This window comes from Kitasatospora sp. NPDC052868, assembly GCF_044547105.1.
Lineage (GTDB): Bacteria > Actinomycetota > Actinomycetes > Streptomycetales > Streptomycetaceae > Kitasatospora.
In genome coordinates this window covers 108038-123018 of record NZ_JBITZW010000008.1, presented here as the reverse complement: position 1 = coordinate 123018, position 14981 = coordinate 108038, and the positions used below count along the sequence as shown (strand labels likewise).

The window sequence follows — 14981 nt, the reverse complement described above, 5'->3', positions numbered from 1 at the left end:
GACCCGTCCGGCAGCCCCGCGATGCCGGCCTGGCGGGCCGCCATGGTGGGCGTGCCGATGCCCGGGAGCGGGGCGAACCCGCTCCAACTGCCGTTCGCGGCGCGGACCCCGTGGAAGAGCATGCCGTCGAGGCCGATGCCCAGCTCCTGTGAGGAGCCCCCGGGCAGCCCGGCGATCGCGGCCTCCGAGCCGCGGAACACGCCCGCCCCGCCCGACAGCGGACTGAAGCCGGGCCAGCTGCCCGAGCTCTGGCGCACGCCGAGGAAGAACCCGGAGGACTGGGACGGCGGGGCGCTGGTGAGCTGGATGTCGAGGTAGTCCTGGTCGATCCCTATCGTGAAGCCGCCCCAGGTCTCCGCGTCCTTCGGCGAGGCGTACTGGTGGGCGCGCTGGTGGTTGGACCAGTAGCCGGCCGGTATCGCCGGGTCGTCGGTGTCCTCCCTGCCGTTCCAGTTGGCGCTGAAGACGGCGTCGGGCATGGCGTAGGCGCTGTTGCCGACGTTGCTGGCCAGGTCCTTCACTCCGGACGAAGAGCTGCTGTAGACACCGGAGTTGTAGCCCCAGGCGTGCAGCTCGTTGGTCCAGGCGGTGAGGAAGCCGAGCACCGCGCCCGAGTACTGCGGGGCGTAGGCCTCCATGTCGTAGTAGAGGATCGCGCCGGGGCCGAGGCCGAGGGCCTGGGCCTGGCTCACCGCGTCGGCGGCGGCGTTGGCGCCCTCGGTGGCGGGGGAGTAGATCCTCGCGGCCTGCACGCCGACGTACAGCGGCATGAAGGCCCAGCCGGCGGCCTGCTGCTGCTGGACCCACGAGGCCGTCAGGTTCGGCTGGGCGCAGGCCCGCTTGGCGCCGCCGATGTAGATGCCGACCGCCCGGTACGGGGAGGAGGCCATCCACGCGTTCATCGCGGCGCCGGAGGGCGCCGTACAGGCGTCGAATCCCTTGCCGGTGTAGTTCGTCGCCGACGCGGGTACCAGCGCCGGCGCGGCGGCGGGGGCGGCCTGCGAGGCCAGGGCCTGCTGGGACGGCGCGGTGGCGGTGGCGGCAGCGGTGGCGCGCGGGGCGAGGGCCGTCGCGGGCGCCGTCGTCTGGTGCGCCGGCTGGTGTGCAGGCTCCGGGGTGAGCCCGGCGCCGGTGACGATCCGTCGTACCAGCTGCTCGTCCGTGTCGTACGTCCCGGTCACCGCGACGACACCGTCGCTCGCCCGGATCATGTGCGCGACCGGGTTGGAGCCCTCCCGGTCCGGTGCGGCCGCTGCGGCGGGCTCGACCAGCAGCGCCTCCGTGCGGCCGATCAACCGCGGCGGGCAGACCTGCTGTTCGCCCGGGTGGCCGAGGTACACCGCGTGCTGGTCGAAGCGGACACAGGCCTGCGGGTCCACGGCCAGATCCACCACCGGCCAGGCCACGGGCACCCGGAAGACGCGGCCCTGGTACGTCACCGCCTTGGTGTCCGGACCTCCGGCGGGCGCGGCTTCGGCGGAGCCGACGGCGGGAGCCGCCGCGAGCACGGCCATCGCGACGACCGCGGCCCTCCGGAGCGCTGTCATAGGGGACTTCACCCAGATCTCTCCTGACCTTGCGAAAGGCCGTGCGCCGAGAAGTCGGCCGCGCGGCACCGGCGGCCACGATATCCACGCCGCCGCCGGCCGCCCGACACAGGGCCCGCCCCCGACAGCGGTAGGCGGGGCCCGCGTACTGCGGGCCCCGCCTACCTCGGGGGTCTAGCCGATCCGGCAGTGCGCGGGTCGCCCCGACGTCACGGGGTGAGTTCGGGCTTCAGCGTCCACTGCTGGTTGGCCTGGAGCTGCGGGCAGTCGTAGATGCCGAGGCGGGTGCCCTGGGCGGTGGCCCAGCCGGGCAGTTCGAGGCACTTCCCGGCGGGGCTGCCCGCGTCGACGGTGGCGGGGAGGAAGATGCGGCCGTCGGGGCGCATGCTCCACTTCTGGCCGGCGGCCTTGTCGTCGCTGCAGAGCGAGAGGATGACCGGGGTGCCGTTGCCGAGCGCGTTGTTCTTGGTGGAGAGGCAGTAGATGCCGGCCCGGACGGTGCCGTCGGTGACGAAGTTGAAGCGCTGGTTGGCGGTCTGCCAGCAGCCGTAGACGGCCACGTCCGCCCCGTCGCGGGGCCCGCCCTCGGCGTCGGCGCAGAGTCCGGTGAGGTTGGAGCGGATGGACACACCGGCGTTGGCGTAGCCGAGGTACTGGATCGGGTTGAAGCCGTCGACCTTGTTGGGCGTGCCGGTCTTGCTGATGCCGGGGTAGACGGTGATGGCGTTGTTGTTGTCGATGGCCCAGACGTCCGGGAGGCCGTCGTTGTTGAGGTCCGCCGCGCCGACCTTCGGCTGGGCGGCGGCGGTCCAGTCGGCGCCGGAGAGGATGAGGAACCCCTGGTCGGGTTTGGTGAGGGACGAGTAGTCGACCGTCCCGTCGGCCTTCCAGCCCAGGGCGTAGGAGTAGATGTTGCCGTTGGTGCGGTGCCGGGCCCAGATGGTGGTCTGGTTGACGGGGGTGGTGGTCCCGGGCTTGGTGGTGGCGCCGTTGGCGGCACCGGGGGTGAGCAGTTCGTAGTCCGCCCAGCTGCCGCTGGTCGTGGGGATCAGGGTCGCCGAGCTGAGCTCGTCGGCGAGGCCTCCGGACTGGAAGAGGTAGAGGCTGGGCGGCCGGTTCGCGCCCTCCTGCTCCAGGGTGAGGATGGAGGTCTGGCTCAGGACGACCTTGCGGTTCGGATCCTTGATGTCACGTCCGACGGCCTCGCCTTCGGGGGTGCCGATGGCCGCAGCCTGGGAGACCTTGCTCCAGACACCCGGCGTGTAGTCAGGGCAGGAGGCACCGGTGGCGTACGTCGTGCAGCTGCCGGGTCGGGTGAGGGCGGTGGGCGTCAGCTTGGCGAAGCCACCCGTACCGTCGTTGTGGATCAGGTAGAGGACGTTCTTGAGGTCGGCCGGGCTGTCCTTGGTGTAGTGGGCGACGATCTGGTCGACGGCCTGCCCGGGGGCCAGGGTGCCGTGGTGGCTGAGCTGGAAGTCCGACCAGGTGGTGCCGTACTCCCTGCTGCCCGGGGCCGCAGCCGCCGGGGCGGCCTTCGAGTTGACCGGGTCGGAGGTGCCTCCGATGACGCGCAGGTCGCCCTTGCCGTCCGCGGTGACGATGTCCGGCTTCTGGTCGCCGTCGACGTCGCCGAACGGGAGCAGGGTGCCGGGCTTCCAGGGGGCGTAGAAGCTGTAGGAGGCGGGCTGGCTGTAGTTGCCGGCGTTGTCCATCGCCCAGGCGTAGACGAAGTTGGTGCCCCAGTTGGTGGGCCTGTGCGTGACGGCCTCACCGGGCCCGTACGTTCCGGGCTGCCCGCACTGCCAGCCGGTCACCGGGGTGGGGTCGGAGCTGACGCGGACGCAGGCGATGCCGGAGGCCTGGAGTCCGGCGGCGGGAGCCGGGTCCTCGGCGTTGACGGTGAAGGCGCCCAGGTCACCGGCGTACTTGGCCGGGTGGTCGTTGGGGGTGCCGGAGGGCGGGAAGTCGCCGGAGCTGATGCTCAGACGGGGGTTCGTCCGGTCGACCCGGAAGAAGCACATGTTGCTGTTGGGCGAGGTGAGGATGGTGTCGGTGGAGCGGGCGAGCCAACCGTACTGGTGGCCGTCGGACAGCGAGCCGACGCTCAGGGACGGCCCCGGGTTGTTGAGGGAGCCTCCCCAGCTTCCGTTCTCAATGCGGAAGTTGGGGTCGTTGTCGTCCCACATGATGTAGCCGGTGAACAGCGACTGCCCGGCCGGGGAGTAGCTGTTGACGGTCAGGCTGAGGTTCAGGTTGTTGCCGACCCAGCCGGGGTTGTCCCAGGGGTAGGCGCCTCCGCTGCTGCACTCGGCCGTGGCCCCGGTCTTGGCGAAGCCAGGTGCGGGGCTGGTGCGCGGGTACCAGACGGTGGGGGTGATGTCGTAGGTGGTGACGACGCTCGGGTTGCTCGCGAGGGCGTGGCGGTAGAGCTTCTCCCACTCGTTGGCGCGCGGCGCGATCGCTATCGTCCACGTCGGCCAGGTGGCGGCCGCCGCCTGCTTCATGATGTCGGTGACGTCGACGCTCAGCGGCCCGACGCCGGTGATGTTCTGGCTCCCGACGAAGGAGCAGCCCTCCATGACGACGTTGCCGTTCGTGCCGCACGGCTGCGAACTCCAGGTCGTGCCTTCCCCGATGCCGCTCGGGGCCCAGAAGACGCCGAGTTCGGTCGGGGTGCCGGGGCTGGATGCTCCGGTGACATCGCCGTACAGGGTGGAGCTGAACAGTGTGGGCGGGTACTCGGCACCGGGGACCGTGGTGTGGATCGCCGGGTTGACCTTGAACTGGAAGTAGGCGCGCTGGCGGCCGAGGGGGTTGCAGTCCAGTTTCGGATCGCTGCTCCGGTAGCCGCAGTAGCCGGTGGAGGGGTTGGACTTCTTGTTGTAGTTCTGCGTGCCCGGGTGGTTCTCCTGGACCTCGACCGAGCCCTCGGCGGAGCTGGTGACGGCGGTGAGTGTCGGGTCCAGGTACCAGGGCCCGGTGCCGGAACCGAGGGCGTTCTGGTCCGGGGTCAGTTCGATGGCGCCGCCGGACACCCTGCTGCCGATGGCCGCCACGATGGCGCCGTCCCCGGGACTCTCCGCAGTGGACGGCGCGCCGTTGGCCGGCTGCGGCTCCGCTGCCGGTGCGGCTGCGGCGGTCTTGGAGGTCTTGGTGTTCTTGGGAGCGGCGGCGACGGAGGTGGACGCCGGGCCGGAGGAGTCCCACTGCAGCGGTGCCGGTGAGCGGAAGCGCACCGCGCCGGTGTCGTCCTTGACGTCGATGCGCCCGTGGTCGTCGGAGGTGGCGGTCAGCCCCTGGCCCGTGATGGGGAAGCGCAGGTTCTTCAGTGCCGGGTTGGCGGCGGCCTGCGGGGTGTGGACGACGATCACGTCACGCCACCCGCCGACCGGCAGGGCGGTCAGCTGGAGGTCGACCTCGGGCAGGACGTTCACATAGGTCGCGGTCGCGCCGTCGAGCACCGGCTTGGGCAGGGCGAACGGGGCGCCGACGGAGAGCGACTTGCCGTCCGTGGTGGAGATGGTGGCCATCGGCCCGCTGCCGCCGGCGGAGAACGCCACGGGGATGCTCGTGACGGCCGGGCTCACGGTGCCGTCCGCGTTCGCCCTCAGTGTGGCGTCGAGGTCGGTCCACGCGTTGTCGCGCTTCGTCCTGACCGGCTGCGAGTTGTCGGTCGTGGTCAGCGTTCCGTCGGGGTTCGCGATGGTCTTGGACGCCTCGCCGGTCATCGCGTCGACGACGACCGGCGCACCGGTCGACTTGGCCCTGGCGACGGCGTCGATCATCGCCTGCTGGACCGGTGTGCGGGGCGGCGCCGGGGACGACGGGACGAGCGGCGGCACCCCGCCGACGGGGCCGTGCGCTGTCGGCGGCGTGGTGTCGGCTGCGGCGGCGACCGGCGTGGTCAGCAGCCCGAGGCCGAGGACGCAGCTTGCCCCGAGCGCGATCATCCTGGATGCCCGCGCGCGGGTCGGAGGCGGCGGGGATGTGTCGGTAGTTGGGCGTGATGTAGCGGACATGTCGATGAGTTGATCCCTCCGGGGTCGTGGCCCCACTCCTGAGGCGTTGTTCGGGTCGGAACGATGGGCCCTGACGTGCAGGCGGGTCAAACTGTTTGTCGCCTTGCCTGGACATGTCCGGAATGTGTGAGATCGCTAGGTCAAGAATGCGTAAACATCGCATGCATGGCGGCCGAACGGTCTGGCAGTGCAATCAAGTCGTCGCCTACTGTCACATCAGTCATGGGCGGAGCCTGTCCATATGACGTTGTATCGACATGGACTGACATGCTGATCCAGTAGGCCTTCGGCCTGCCCGGAAGCGGGGCGGTCGCGTTGGCGATGACGGGTCGCCGTTCCGCCGCCGGCGTGGACGTTCCCCGAGCCGGAGGGGAAGGCGTTGGCTCGGTGTCACGAGCAGTCCGTGGCAGGCTCGTGCCTCATGATCGATGAATTCGCGAAGGACAACCTGCACGGGAGACTGCGGCGGGACCGAGAGGCGCTGCTCTGGAAGCTGGACGGCTTGTCCGAATATGACGCCCGCCGACCCTTGACAGCGACCGGGACCAACCTCCTCGGTCTGGTCAAACACGTGGCCACCGTGGAGGCCAGGTACTTCGGCGAGGTCTTCGACCGCCCTTCCCCGGAACTGCTGGCCCGGTGGCAGGACTCCGACGGCAGCGATCTGTGGGCGACCGAGGACGAGACCCGCGATCAGATCATCGGGTTCTACCGGCGCACGTGGGAACACTCGGACGCGACGATCAACGAGCTTCCCCTTGACGCCTCCGGCCACGTGCCGTGGTGGCCGGAGCCCTATCCCAACACCAACCTGTTCGCCATCATGGTCCACGTCCTCGGCGAGTCCATCCGGCATGCCGGGCACGCCGACATCCTGCGCGAGGGCCTCGACGGCCGGACCGGGGTGCGCGCCGAGAGCGAGAAGCAGATCGACGAGGAGGCCCGCGCAGCCCACTGCGCGAAGATCGAGCAGGCCGCCAGGTCGGCCGCACCAATCAAGGCCTAGATGTGCATCTGCCGGAGCTCGGTTACACGTGGGTCTCGGTCTTCTGCTTGAGGCGTTCGTAGGGCGCCTGGCCGCCGAGACCTCCGTGGGGGCGGTGGAAGTTGTAGTAGTCCTCCCATTCTCGGAGCTTGTCGTTCAGGATGCCGGTGTCGTCGACGACGACACCGGCGAGCATGCGATAGAACTCCTCGTCGTGTCGCAGGACTGCCAGGCGTCGCCGGGCCTGGCGATCCTGCTGCTGTTGCGGCGAAGGGGGCATGACAGGACTCCTGTGTAGTCGGAAATCCATGTGTCACCAACGTCTGGCAGTTCTATACCTAGGAGTCGGGAGGGGTTACCGGGCCGGCTGTCGGTCGGTGCCGTGGCTCACCGGGGCGACGGTGATCATGGGTTGGAAGTGGGCGAGCTCGGCGGGCTCGCCCACCGGGGTGCCGTCGGCTTCGATCCAGGCGTGTGCGCGGAAGGGGGCGAGTCGTACGCCGGTGCGCCAGGTCGGCCAGCTGCCGTGCAGTCGGCAGAGCAGGGCGGCGGCCAGTGAGCGTTGCAGGCATCCCTGGCCGGCGCAGCGCACGCTGAGCGCGACCACGGTCTGCCGGGCTGCGGCGGCCTGGGCCGGGGTGGCGGGCCGTGCGCCGCGCCGTAGGTGCAGGAGGAGGCGGCGGATCCGGTGCGGCGGCAGCGTTTCGAGGAGCCGGGCCAGTGCGATCGCGGTGAGCGCGGCAGGGCGGCTGCGCCAGGGCGGCCGGGCGACGGGTTCCGCGTGCGGCAGGCTCATTCGGTGATCAACCCGGCGGCGGTGAGGCTCCGGTGCAGGCTCTCCACATCGGTGCGGGCCTGGTCGGCGGTGACCGGGTAGCGCTCGGCCAGGACGTCGGCGGCCTGTTCCACCGAGCGCCCGTCGATCAGCGTGCGCAGGATCAGGACGCCCGTGCGGTTCAACTGGAAGTAGCGGCCCGCCCGTTCGTCGAGCAGCACGCCCCCCGCCTCGGTCTCGGTCAGCGTCACGTCCGCGCGCAGCTTCGCTGCCATCAGTGCCCTCCAGGGGTCGGTGAGGTGCCGGTGTTGCGGTGTCCGCCGTCCGCGGGGGCGGGGGCGGGCGTGGGGGCCGTGCGGTGGGTGGTCCGCGCGCGGAGCCACTGCTCGCAGCCGAGGGTGGCGTCCAGCGCGGCGTAGGAGGTGCCGGGCGGGTAGAGGCCGACGCAGGCCCGGCGCAGCGCGGCGGCGTCGATCAGTCCGGCCGCGGCCAGCGCGCTCTGTTCGGTGAGGTCGGCCAGTTGGCGGCGGTGGCGGGCCAGGCCCTCGTACGCGTCGGGGCTGAAGTCGCCCTTGCCCGGTCGGCGCAGCAGGTGCGTGGGCACCACGCCGGCCATCGCGAGGGTCAGCAGCGGCTTGTAGGCGAAGGGGGTGCCGAGCAGCGCGGGGTCGGCGGCCAGGCAGGCCTCGAGGACGTGGTCGTCCAGGAACGGCACGGTGTAGGGCGTGCCGACCCGGGCGGTGAGCTCGACGGCTTGCCGCATCGCGCCGGCGCTGTGGTGCACCATGTGCAGCAGTTGGTGCTGCGCGTGCACGGGAGCCAGCGGCTCGGCGCCGGTGGCGGCGGCGAGCAGCTGGGCCCGGACGGTGTGGACCGCCTCGGAGTCCGCCCACGGGGGGAGGCGCGGTGGCACGCCCCAGCCCAGCAGCGCCGCCCCGTGCGGAGGGGTGGTGGCCGCGAGGTGCTCGGCCGCGTCGGCCAGCCACATCCGGTAGCTCCGCCGGTCGGCCAGTGCCCGCAGCGATGGCCCCAGCCGCCAGCGCAGCCGCGCCCGGTGGCCGTGCAGATGCCGCGCCGCCGTCACCGGGTGGCGGCGGGCGATCGCGCGCAGGTAGGCGGGCATGAGCTGCAGCACCTCGTCACCGCCCTCGCCGCTGATCCGGAGCCGGGCGCCGCGGGCGCCCAGTTCGCGGGCCACGTGTTCGTCGCGGGCCCGGGTCCTGGTCCAGGCGAACGGTTCGTCGCCCTGTTCGCCCGGATGCTCCAGTCCGGCGAACATCGCGGGGAGCGTCTCGGCTCCTACCAGGAGTCGGGCGCCGGGCAGTTCGGCGGCGGCGGCCGCCGCCCACGGGGCGTCGCCGTGCAGCTGGTCGACCGAGCCGAAGGTCACGGTCAGGAGGTCGCCCGGACCGCGCGCCGCCAGGAAGCTCAGCGGCGTGGAGTCCAGGCCGCCGGACAGGTCGCTGGCGATCAGTCCGCCGGGGGCGGTGCGGGCCGCGACGGCGAGTCGAAGCGCCTCCCCGACCGCCTCGGCGGCCTCGGCGGGTGGGCGCCGGGGTGCGGGCGGACGCCAGCGGCGCACGGTGCGAACGGGCCCGTCCGGTGCGAGCAGCGCGCTGTGGTCGTAGGGGACGGACTCGACGCCGGTCCACAGGGAGAGCAGGCCCAGCGGGTGGGGCAGCGGGTGCAGCAGGCGCAGGGCGAGCCGCTCGGTTGCCACGGCCTGCCCGGTCAGCTCGGCGAGGACGTCCGCCCGGTCGGCGAGGACCGGCAGGCCGTTCACCCGTGCGTGGTGCAGCCGGCGCAGTCCGGACAGGGTGCCCTGGGCGCGGACCGTGCCGTGCGCGCTGACCAGCAGGTGGAAGCTGCCGTCCAACCGGTCGGCCAGCGCGGTGAGGTCGGCGCCGTCCGGCCGTTCGGCGTGGCGGCGCAGGGTGGCGGTGTCGGCGCTGCTGTGGCCGAGAACGGCCAGGTGCACCTCGCCGACGCGGGCGGAGACGAGCTCCGCCGCCGGCCAGTCCCCGATGATCCAGGGCCGGCCCGACGGGTGGTGCAGGACACGGGCGGCGCCCGTCTCCTGCACCACGGCCACGGCCGAGGGCGCTTCGGTGTCCGGCAGGACCACGAACCAGGTCCTCGGGTGGCCACTCATCGTCCGACCTGCTCAGATGAGGTAGAAGCCGTGGCCGTCGAAGACGTCGCCGATGATGAAGCCGCGGGTCAGCTCGGCGAAGTCGCCCAGCTCGATCAGCATCGGGGGCTCGTAGATGTCACTCATGACAGTTCCTCTCGCTTGACGGGGACATGCGATTTGCTTGGCCGACCGGGCGTCATCCAACCAGCGCGGCCGCGCACCGGCCAACGGGGGCGCACGCGCGCCGCAGCACATTCCGCCACCGGTGCCCCGGCGGCGCGCGGCGGGGTTCCGGACGCCACTCGGGCGGACACCAACCATCGTCGGCGTCCGATGCTGCAAGGCAGCTGATGGCATGTGACAGTGGCGTGCCCGCACCTTCGAAGGGCTGGGCCGATGACAGATTTTGACCGTTCACACGACTAACCGTCGTCACGGAACGCACGTGAACAGCTCTTGTTGCGGCCTCGAACGGCCGGATCCGCACTGCCCCGACGGTCGTTTTGCGCCCCCCGGCGGGACGCGCGCTCAGGTCCCGGGGAGCAAGCGGGTTGTGGTGGTGGGGAGTTTGGTCCACCAGTGGTCGTAGCGGCGGTAGGGGGTGGGGTCGCGGTCGGCGAGGAGGGTGGTCAGGGAGTGGGCCTCGGTGGCGAGTTGGGTCCAGGTGTCGTCGGGGAGGTCGTGGAAGGCGGCTGCCTCGATGCCTTGTTCGGTGGGGCGCCAGACGCCGGCGACGTGGCCGTCGACCAGGAGGGTGGGGAGGACGTCGCCGTTTCGGCGGATGACGAGGGTGCGGTAGTCGGGTGGGATGACGCGGCTGCGGTCGGCGTAGGCGAGGAGGACGCTGTCCCACATGGCCATCAGGCGGGGTGGGGCCGGGGTGTCCTCGGCCGGGCGGGGGGCTCCTGGGATGTCGAACAGTTCCTCGCCGTTGGGCCCTTCGAGCTGTTCGAGGTCGTCGGCCAGGGCTTGGAGTGCCTTCTTCACCCTGGCGCGTTGGACCAGGGCGAACTGGGCGATGTCCGCCACCGAGGCCGGTCCGAAGCCTTCGAGGTAGCGGCGGACCAGGGTTTGGAGGGAGGTGGCGGAGACGGCTGGATCTGCGAGTGTCGGGCGGACCCGCGGCGCGATGTAGGAGGGCCGGTGGCCGAAGGACCAGGGTGGGCTGGTCGGGGCGTGGAGGAGCGGCGCGATCTGCCGCAGCCCCCACCATGCTCCGGGTTGCGGGGGCGCGCCCAGCCGTTGTTCGAGCCAGGCCTCGTAGTCCGCGTTCGTGCGGGGCTGGTCGGCGAACGCCAGGATCTCCGGGACCAGCGCGTCGGCGTCCTCGGCGGTCAGCCCTGAGGCGGTGAAGCGGTCGCCGAGTCTGGAGGCGCGTACGGATGGCTGCACGGCTTCGTGGAAGGCCCGGTAGTCGTCGGCGTGGACGGCGTGCAGGGTGATCCGCATCAGGGTCGACTTGACGACGGTCCGGGTGGTGAAGGCGTCGTCGAGGTCGGCCGGGTCGAAGTCGGTGACCCGGTTCCAGAGTGCGATGTAGGGGGAGGCGGCCTGCTGGGCCTGCAGTGCGACCACGCGCCGGACTGCTTCGGCGACGTCGAGGGGCTCCCGTTGCAGGAGCAACTGCCGGGCGAGTGTGGAGCGGTTGAGCTCCCGGGCGGTGATTCGCATGCCGTGATCGTCTCGCACCCGGCGCCGTGGCGGTGAAGCGGCCCTGCCCGGGGGATTGTCGGGGCAGGGCCGTTCGGCGTCAGGCGGTGAAGCGGGGGTCGCGGGCTTCGATGGCTTGGACGAAGGCGGTCCATTCGGCCTGGTCGAAGGCGAGGTGAGGGCGGGTGAGGTCCTTGTCGTCGCCGAGCCAGACGTCGCCGTTGGAGAACCGAGCAATGATCACGCAACTGCCGTTGTCGTCGGCAGAGAAGGGGGACTTGGCCCAGTTGGCGTCGGCGGGGTTGTGGTCGTAGGGGTCGCGCTTTTCGCTCACGTCAACTCTTCCAACTTGCGTTCAAGGGCTGTGATGGTGTCCTCGGAAGACAAGGCACATCGCGTGACGCGGGCAATGGCCCGCTCGGCTCGCCGTACGTCGCGCCCCGTTCTACGCGGGAGCATACCGCCGACGGCTTCAATGAAGACGAACCCATCTTCAGGGTCCCCGGGGAAGCGCATCAGTACAACGCCGGACGCCAGAATGCCAGGCCGTCCGGCGCTGAGCGGGACCATGCGGACCGTGACGTTCGGATACTGGGACACCTTGATCACGTGACGCAGCTGATCAGCGAGAATCCCCTTGTCTCCCGCCACAAGCAGCGCCACCTCTCCGAAGTAGGCCTCGAAGTTGAGTGGTCGATCGTCGGTGAGCCTGCTCTGCCGACGAAGCCGGAGTTCAGTCGCTGCCTCGATCTGCTCGTCGTTGGGAGCGCTGAGGCTTGCCGCGATCATCTCCGTCGCATAGCCCTCGGTTTGGAGCAGTCCAGGGAAGGCCGCAGGAAAGTACTCTGAGATGTGTGAGGCATCGGCTTCGAGGTCAAGGTACTCCGCGAACGCCGCGGTGATGCTGTCCGCGAAGTCGAGACTGCGCCACCAGCGCTTCGACGGACCATCCCCGAGCAGGCCTTCCAGATCTTCCCGCTCCTTCCCGGCCACGCCGTAGTGGTCGAGCAGCGTTGCCAGGTCTGCGGCGCTGATCGACTGGTGGGCGCGCTCGATTCTGCTGAGACGAGCGGCGTTCCAGCCCTTCAGTCCGGCGGTGACGTCGACCAAGGTTCTGTTGTTCTCCAGCCGCCAGGCACGCAGTTCATCGCCGAGGCGGATCTGCCTGATCGCTGACAGGTCCGTGTTCAAGTGGCGCCCCTCCCTCCGGGTGTGGACGACCAGTCTTGCCGCAGAACGGTCTCTGACTCAAGCCGTTTCAAGATCAGCGGATTTGTTTTTGTGTTCGTGTTGCAGGTTCGATTTCTCATGCTCCACACTCAACGTGACCGCACAGACACGCTCCTGATGGGGCGTCGAGATGCGAAGAGGGGCGAACCATGTCCACTGTGAGCAGGCCTGTCCTCCATTCCTGGGAGGCGATCCTCACCGAGCACGACCGCTCGGTGCGTACCGCCCGTCACCAGGTCCGCCAGCGACTCACCGAGTGGGGGTGGCAGGGCGAGCGTGTCGACGATCTCGTCCTGATCACTTCCGAGCTCGTCACCAACGCCGTCGTCCACGCCTGTCGGGGTGATGGCGAAGTGCGGCTCTACCTGCAGGAGTTCGGCGGTGACTGCCGCCTGGAGGTGTGGGACCCGCGCTTCGACCTGCCGTTGCAGGAACGCCGGCCCCGCCGGTTCGGCGAGGGTGGGCGAGGGATCGAGCTGGTCCGGGAGTTGGCGTTCGACTTCGGTGTGGTCATACGGCGAGGTGCGGGCAAACGCGTCTGGGTGCGCGTCCTGCTCGCCGAGGACAACCAGCCCGTACCGACGAGGAGTTGAGAGCAATGGCCCGCAGTCGTCCGGTCGGACGTGATCACGCCCCGCGCGAAGGTCATCCGGCCCCGGGGCCCGGCGGCCCCACCGGCCGCCCCGCGAACCGCCCCACCGGCGCCGAGCTGGTCGCTGCAGCGGTCGTGTTCGCGGTGAGCCTCGCGCTCGCCTTCGTCGCCGCGGCGCTCGTCGCCCCTGGGGAGCCGGCCGCCGCCCGGGTGGTCTGGTGGACGACCCTCGCCGCCGCCCTGATGCGGGGCGTCGGTTGGTCGGACCGCGCCGTCGACCGCTGGCACCGCCGTCGAGATTCCGCCGACAAGAACGAGTAACGAGTAGTGACAGCCCAAGACCCACCCGAGAGGAACCCGACATGCACCCCGCCGCCATCGCCCACCGCGATGCCACCGCGCTCCAGGCGCGCTGCGAGGTCGCCGGCGTCCGCTGGACGACCGACCTCGACCCCCAGTACGAGAACACCGCCGTGATCCCCGACGGACGCTGGCAGCCCGCCCCCGACGGTTACGTCGAGCGGTTCACGCCGGGCATCTTCAACCGCGACAGCGGCCTGGTCGAACTGTTCCGGCTGCCCGCCGCCATCGACAGCCGGGACGCGCTCGCCGGGATCGTCGCGGGCCTCGGCGACCCGTACCCCGTCACCCTCGGTGAGACCAGCGACCCCGCCGAGGCGCTCACCACCCACACCGCCCCCGACACCGGCCGCCGGCTCGGCCTGCACGTCGACAACCACCAGAAACTGCCGTACGCCGCCCGGGAGACCGCCCGCCGACGACTCTGCGTCAACCTCGGCCCCGGCACCCGCTACCTGCTGCTCGCCGACACCGACATCAAGTCCGTCTGCCGCACCATCCACGAGCGGTACGACAACCGCCACCCGGACACCGAGGACCTGCGGTACTTCGTCATCCTGCGCCGCCCGCTACGGGTCCTGCGGCTGCGGATCGAGCCCGGGGAGGGATTCCTCGCGCCGACGGCCGTCCTGCCCTACGACGAGTCGACCGAGGGCCAGGCCGAACCGTCCGACACCGCCTCCTGGCTCGGCCACTGGGAGCGCGGGGTGTTCGGGCCGCTGGTCTGAAGTCCCGTACGGGCGGGCCGGGCGCGGCAGGCCCGAGGGCGCCCGGATGTGTCAGTCTGGATGGGAAGGCGGTGGGGAGCAGAGAGCGGGGGAGCGACCGAGGTCGGGAGGCCCCGAGATGGCCGAGATCAGGGTGAACGGGGTGTCGCTGTACTACGAGGCCCAGGGCGCCGGGCCCGGCGTGGTGCTGGTGCACGGCTCGTGGAGCGACGCCGACAGCTGGTCGCGCGTGATGCCCGGACTGGCCGAGGAGGCCACCGTGGTCGCGTACGACCGGCGCGGACACAGCCGCAGCGAGGACCTGCTCACCCAGGGTTCGGTGTACGAGGACGCCGCCGACCTGGCCGGCCTGATCGAGGGGCTGGGCCTGGCCCCGGCGTTCGTCTGCGGGGACTCCTACGGCTCGCTGGTCACGCTCCGCCTCGCCGCCGCCCGCCCCGACCTCTTCCGCGGCCTGGCCGTCCACGAGCCGCCCGGGACGGCGATGCTGCTCGCCGACCCGGACCTGCGACCGATCGGCACCGCCTTCGCCGGCCGGATCGCCGCCGTCCGGGAGCTGCTGGAGGACGCGGAGTCGGCGGCGGCCGCCGAGCTGTTCGTGGAGTCGCTCGCCTTCGGCCCGGGGGCGTGGGCGCAGCTGCCCGCGCCGATCCGGCACACCTACGTCCGGAACGCGCCGACGTACCTGGACGAGCTGCGCGACCCGGACGCGCTGGACCTGGACCTCAACCTGCTCACCCAGTACGGCGAACCGGCCCTGTTGACGCAGAGCGACGACAGCGCGCCGATGTACGGGGAGGTGCTGGACCTGATCGACCTGGCGCTGCCGAAGGCGGAGCGTCACCTGTACACCGGCGCCGGTCACGCTCCGCACCTCTCGCAGCCGGAGCAGTGGGTGAGCGTCACCCTGCCGTGGGTGCTCGGGCGGGAGGGGTAGGGGTCGGTTCGAGGTCCCGTCCGG

15 protein-coding genes are annotated in these 14981 nt (G+C 71.1%); 5 read left to right on the top strand and 10 right to left on the bottom strand.

Features of this window, described 5'->3' with window-relative positions:
- Together ACIGZJ_RS15805 and ACIGZJ_RS15800 are read right to left on the bottom strand one after the other, a co-directional pair.
- The coding region (locus tag ACIGZJ_RS15805) for a glycoside hydrolase domain-containing protein (RefSeq protein ID WP_396457746.1) at positions 1-1547 on the bottom strand (1547 nt) is incomplete at its 3' end.
- Between the two features lie 209 nt (positions 1548-1756).
- Complete coding sequence (locus ACIGZJ_RS15800) at positions 1757-5497, bottom strand: ricin-type beta-trefoil lectin domain protein (RefSeq protein ID WP_396457745.1); 3741 nt, start codon at positions 5495-5497, stop codon at positions 1757-1759.
- A gap of 490 nt (positions 5498-5987) precedes the next feature.
- Between ACIGZJ_RS15800 and ACIGZJ_RS15795 the strand changes: the two genes are divergently transcribed.
- Positions 5988-6572 (top strand): DinB family protein, encoded by a 585-nt coding sequence (locus tag ACIGZJ_RS15795; protein WP_396457744.1) that lies wholly within the window; start codon positions 5988-5990, stop codon positions 6570-6572.
- A gap of 22 nt (positions 6573-6594) precedes the next feature.
- On the opposite strand, the gene ACIGZJ_RS15790 is transcribed toward ACIGZJ_RS15795, so the two are convergent.
- The 8 genes from ACIGZJ_RS15790 to ACIGZJ_RS15755 all read right to left on the bottom strand — a co-directional run bounded on the left by ACIGZJ_RS15790 (position 6595) and on the right by ACIGZJ_RS15755 (position 12301).
- Positions 6595-6747, bottom strand: coding sequence for a hypothetical protein (locus ACIGZJ_RS15790; RefSeq protein WP_396457743.1), 153 nt, complete (start codon positions 6745-6747; stop codon positions 6595-6597).
- A gap of 159 nt (positions 6748-6906) precedes the next feature.
- Positions 6907-7347, bottom strand: coding sequence for a lasso peptide biosynthesis B2 protein (locus tag ACIGZJ_RS15785; protein WP_396457742.1), 441 nt, complete (start codon positions 7345-7347; stop codon positions 6907-6909).
- A complete protein-coding gene (locus ACIGZJ_RS15780; protein ID WP_392934069.1) occupies positions 7344-7601 on the bottom strand; it encodes a lasso peptide biosynthesis PqqD family chaperone in 258 nt (85 codons plus the stop codon). The genes ACIGZJ_RS15785 and ACIGZJ_RS15780 overlap by 4 nt, the downstream gene beginning before the upstream one ends.
- Positions 7601-9478 carry an asparagine synthase-related protein gene (locus ACIGZJ_RS15775; protein WP_396457741.1) on the bottom strand — a complete coding sequence of 626 codons (1878 nt, stop codon included), beginning with the start codon at positions 9476-9478 and terminating at the stop codon, positions 7601-7603. Before ACIGZJ_RS15775 ends, ACIGZJ_RS15780 begins: the two co-directional genes overlap by 1 nt.
- Positions 9479-9490: 12 nt before the next feature.
- On the bottom strand, positions 9491-9604 hold the full coding sequence (locus ACIGZJ_RS15770; protein ID WP_380571953.1) for a lasso RiPP family leader peptide-containing protein: 114 nt from the start codon (positions 9602-9604) through the stop codon (positions 9491-9493).
- Positions 9605-9988: 384 nt separating this feature from the next.
- Positions 9989-11131, bottom strand: a complete 1143-nt coding sequence (locus tag ACIGZJ_RS15765; RefSeq protein ID WP_396457740.1) for a winged helix DNA-binding domain-containing protein — start codon at positions 11129-11131, stop codon at positions 9989-9991.
- 79 nt (positions 11132-11210) lie between these two features.
- Positions 11211-11444, bottom strand: coding sequence for a DUF397 domain-containing protein (locus tag ACIGZJ_RS15760; protein ID WP_396457739.1), 234 nt, complete (start codon positions 11442-11444; stop codon positions 11211-11213).
- Positions 11441-12301, bottom strand: a complete 861-nt coding sequence (locus tag ACIGZJ_RS15755) for a helix-turn-helix domain-containing protein (protein ID WP_396457738.1) — start codon at positions 12299-12301, stop codon at positions 11441-11443. Before ACIGZJ_RS15755 ends, ACIGZJ_RS15760 begins: the two co-directional genes overlap by 4 nt.
- Positions 12302-12498: 197 nt before the next feature.
- Between ACIGZJ_RS15755 and ACIGZJ_RS15750 the strand changes: the two genes are divergently transcribed.
- The 4 genes from ACIGZJ_RS15750 to ACIGZJ_RS15735 all read left to right on the top strand — a co-directional run bounded on the left by ACIGZJ_RS15750 (position 12499) and on the right by ACIGZJ_RS15735 (position 14957).
- Complete coding sequence (locus ACIGZJ_RS15750) at positions 12499-12933, top strand: ATP-binding protein (protein ID WP_396457737.1); 435 nt, start codon at positions 12499-12501, stop codon at positions 12931-12933.
- 5 nt (positions 12934-12938) lie between these two features.
- Positions 12939-13253 carry a hypothetical protein gene (locus tag ACIGZJ_RS15745; protein ID WP_396457736.1) on the top strand — a complete coding sequence of 105 codons (315 nt, stop codon included), beginning with the start codon at positions 12939-12941 and terminating at the stop codon, positions 13251-13253.
- 41 nt (positions 13254-13294) lie between these two features.
- Positions 13295-14020, top strand: a complete 726-nt coding sequence (locus ACIGZJ_RS15740) for a hypothetical protein (protein WP_396457735.1) — start codon at positions 13295-13297, stop codon at positions 14018-14020.
- 118 nt (positions 14021-14138) lie between these two features.
- A complete protein-coding gene (locus tag ACIGZJ_RS15735; RefSeq protein WP_392934092.1) occupies positions 14139-14957 on the top strand; it encodes an alpha/beta fold hydrolase in 819 nt (272 codons plus the stop codon).
- Positions 14958-14981 lie beyond the last annotated feature (24 nt).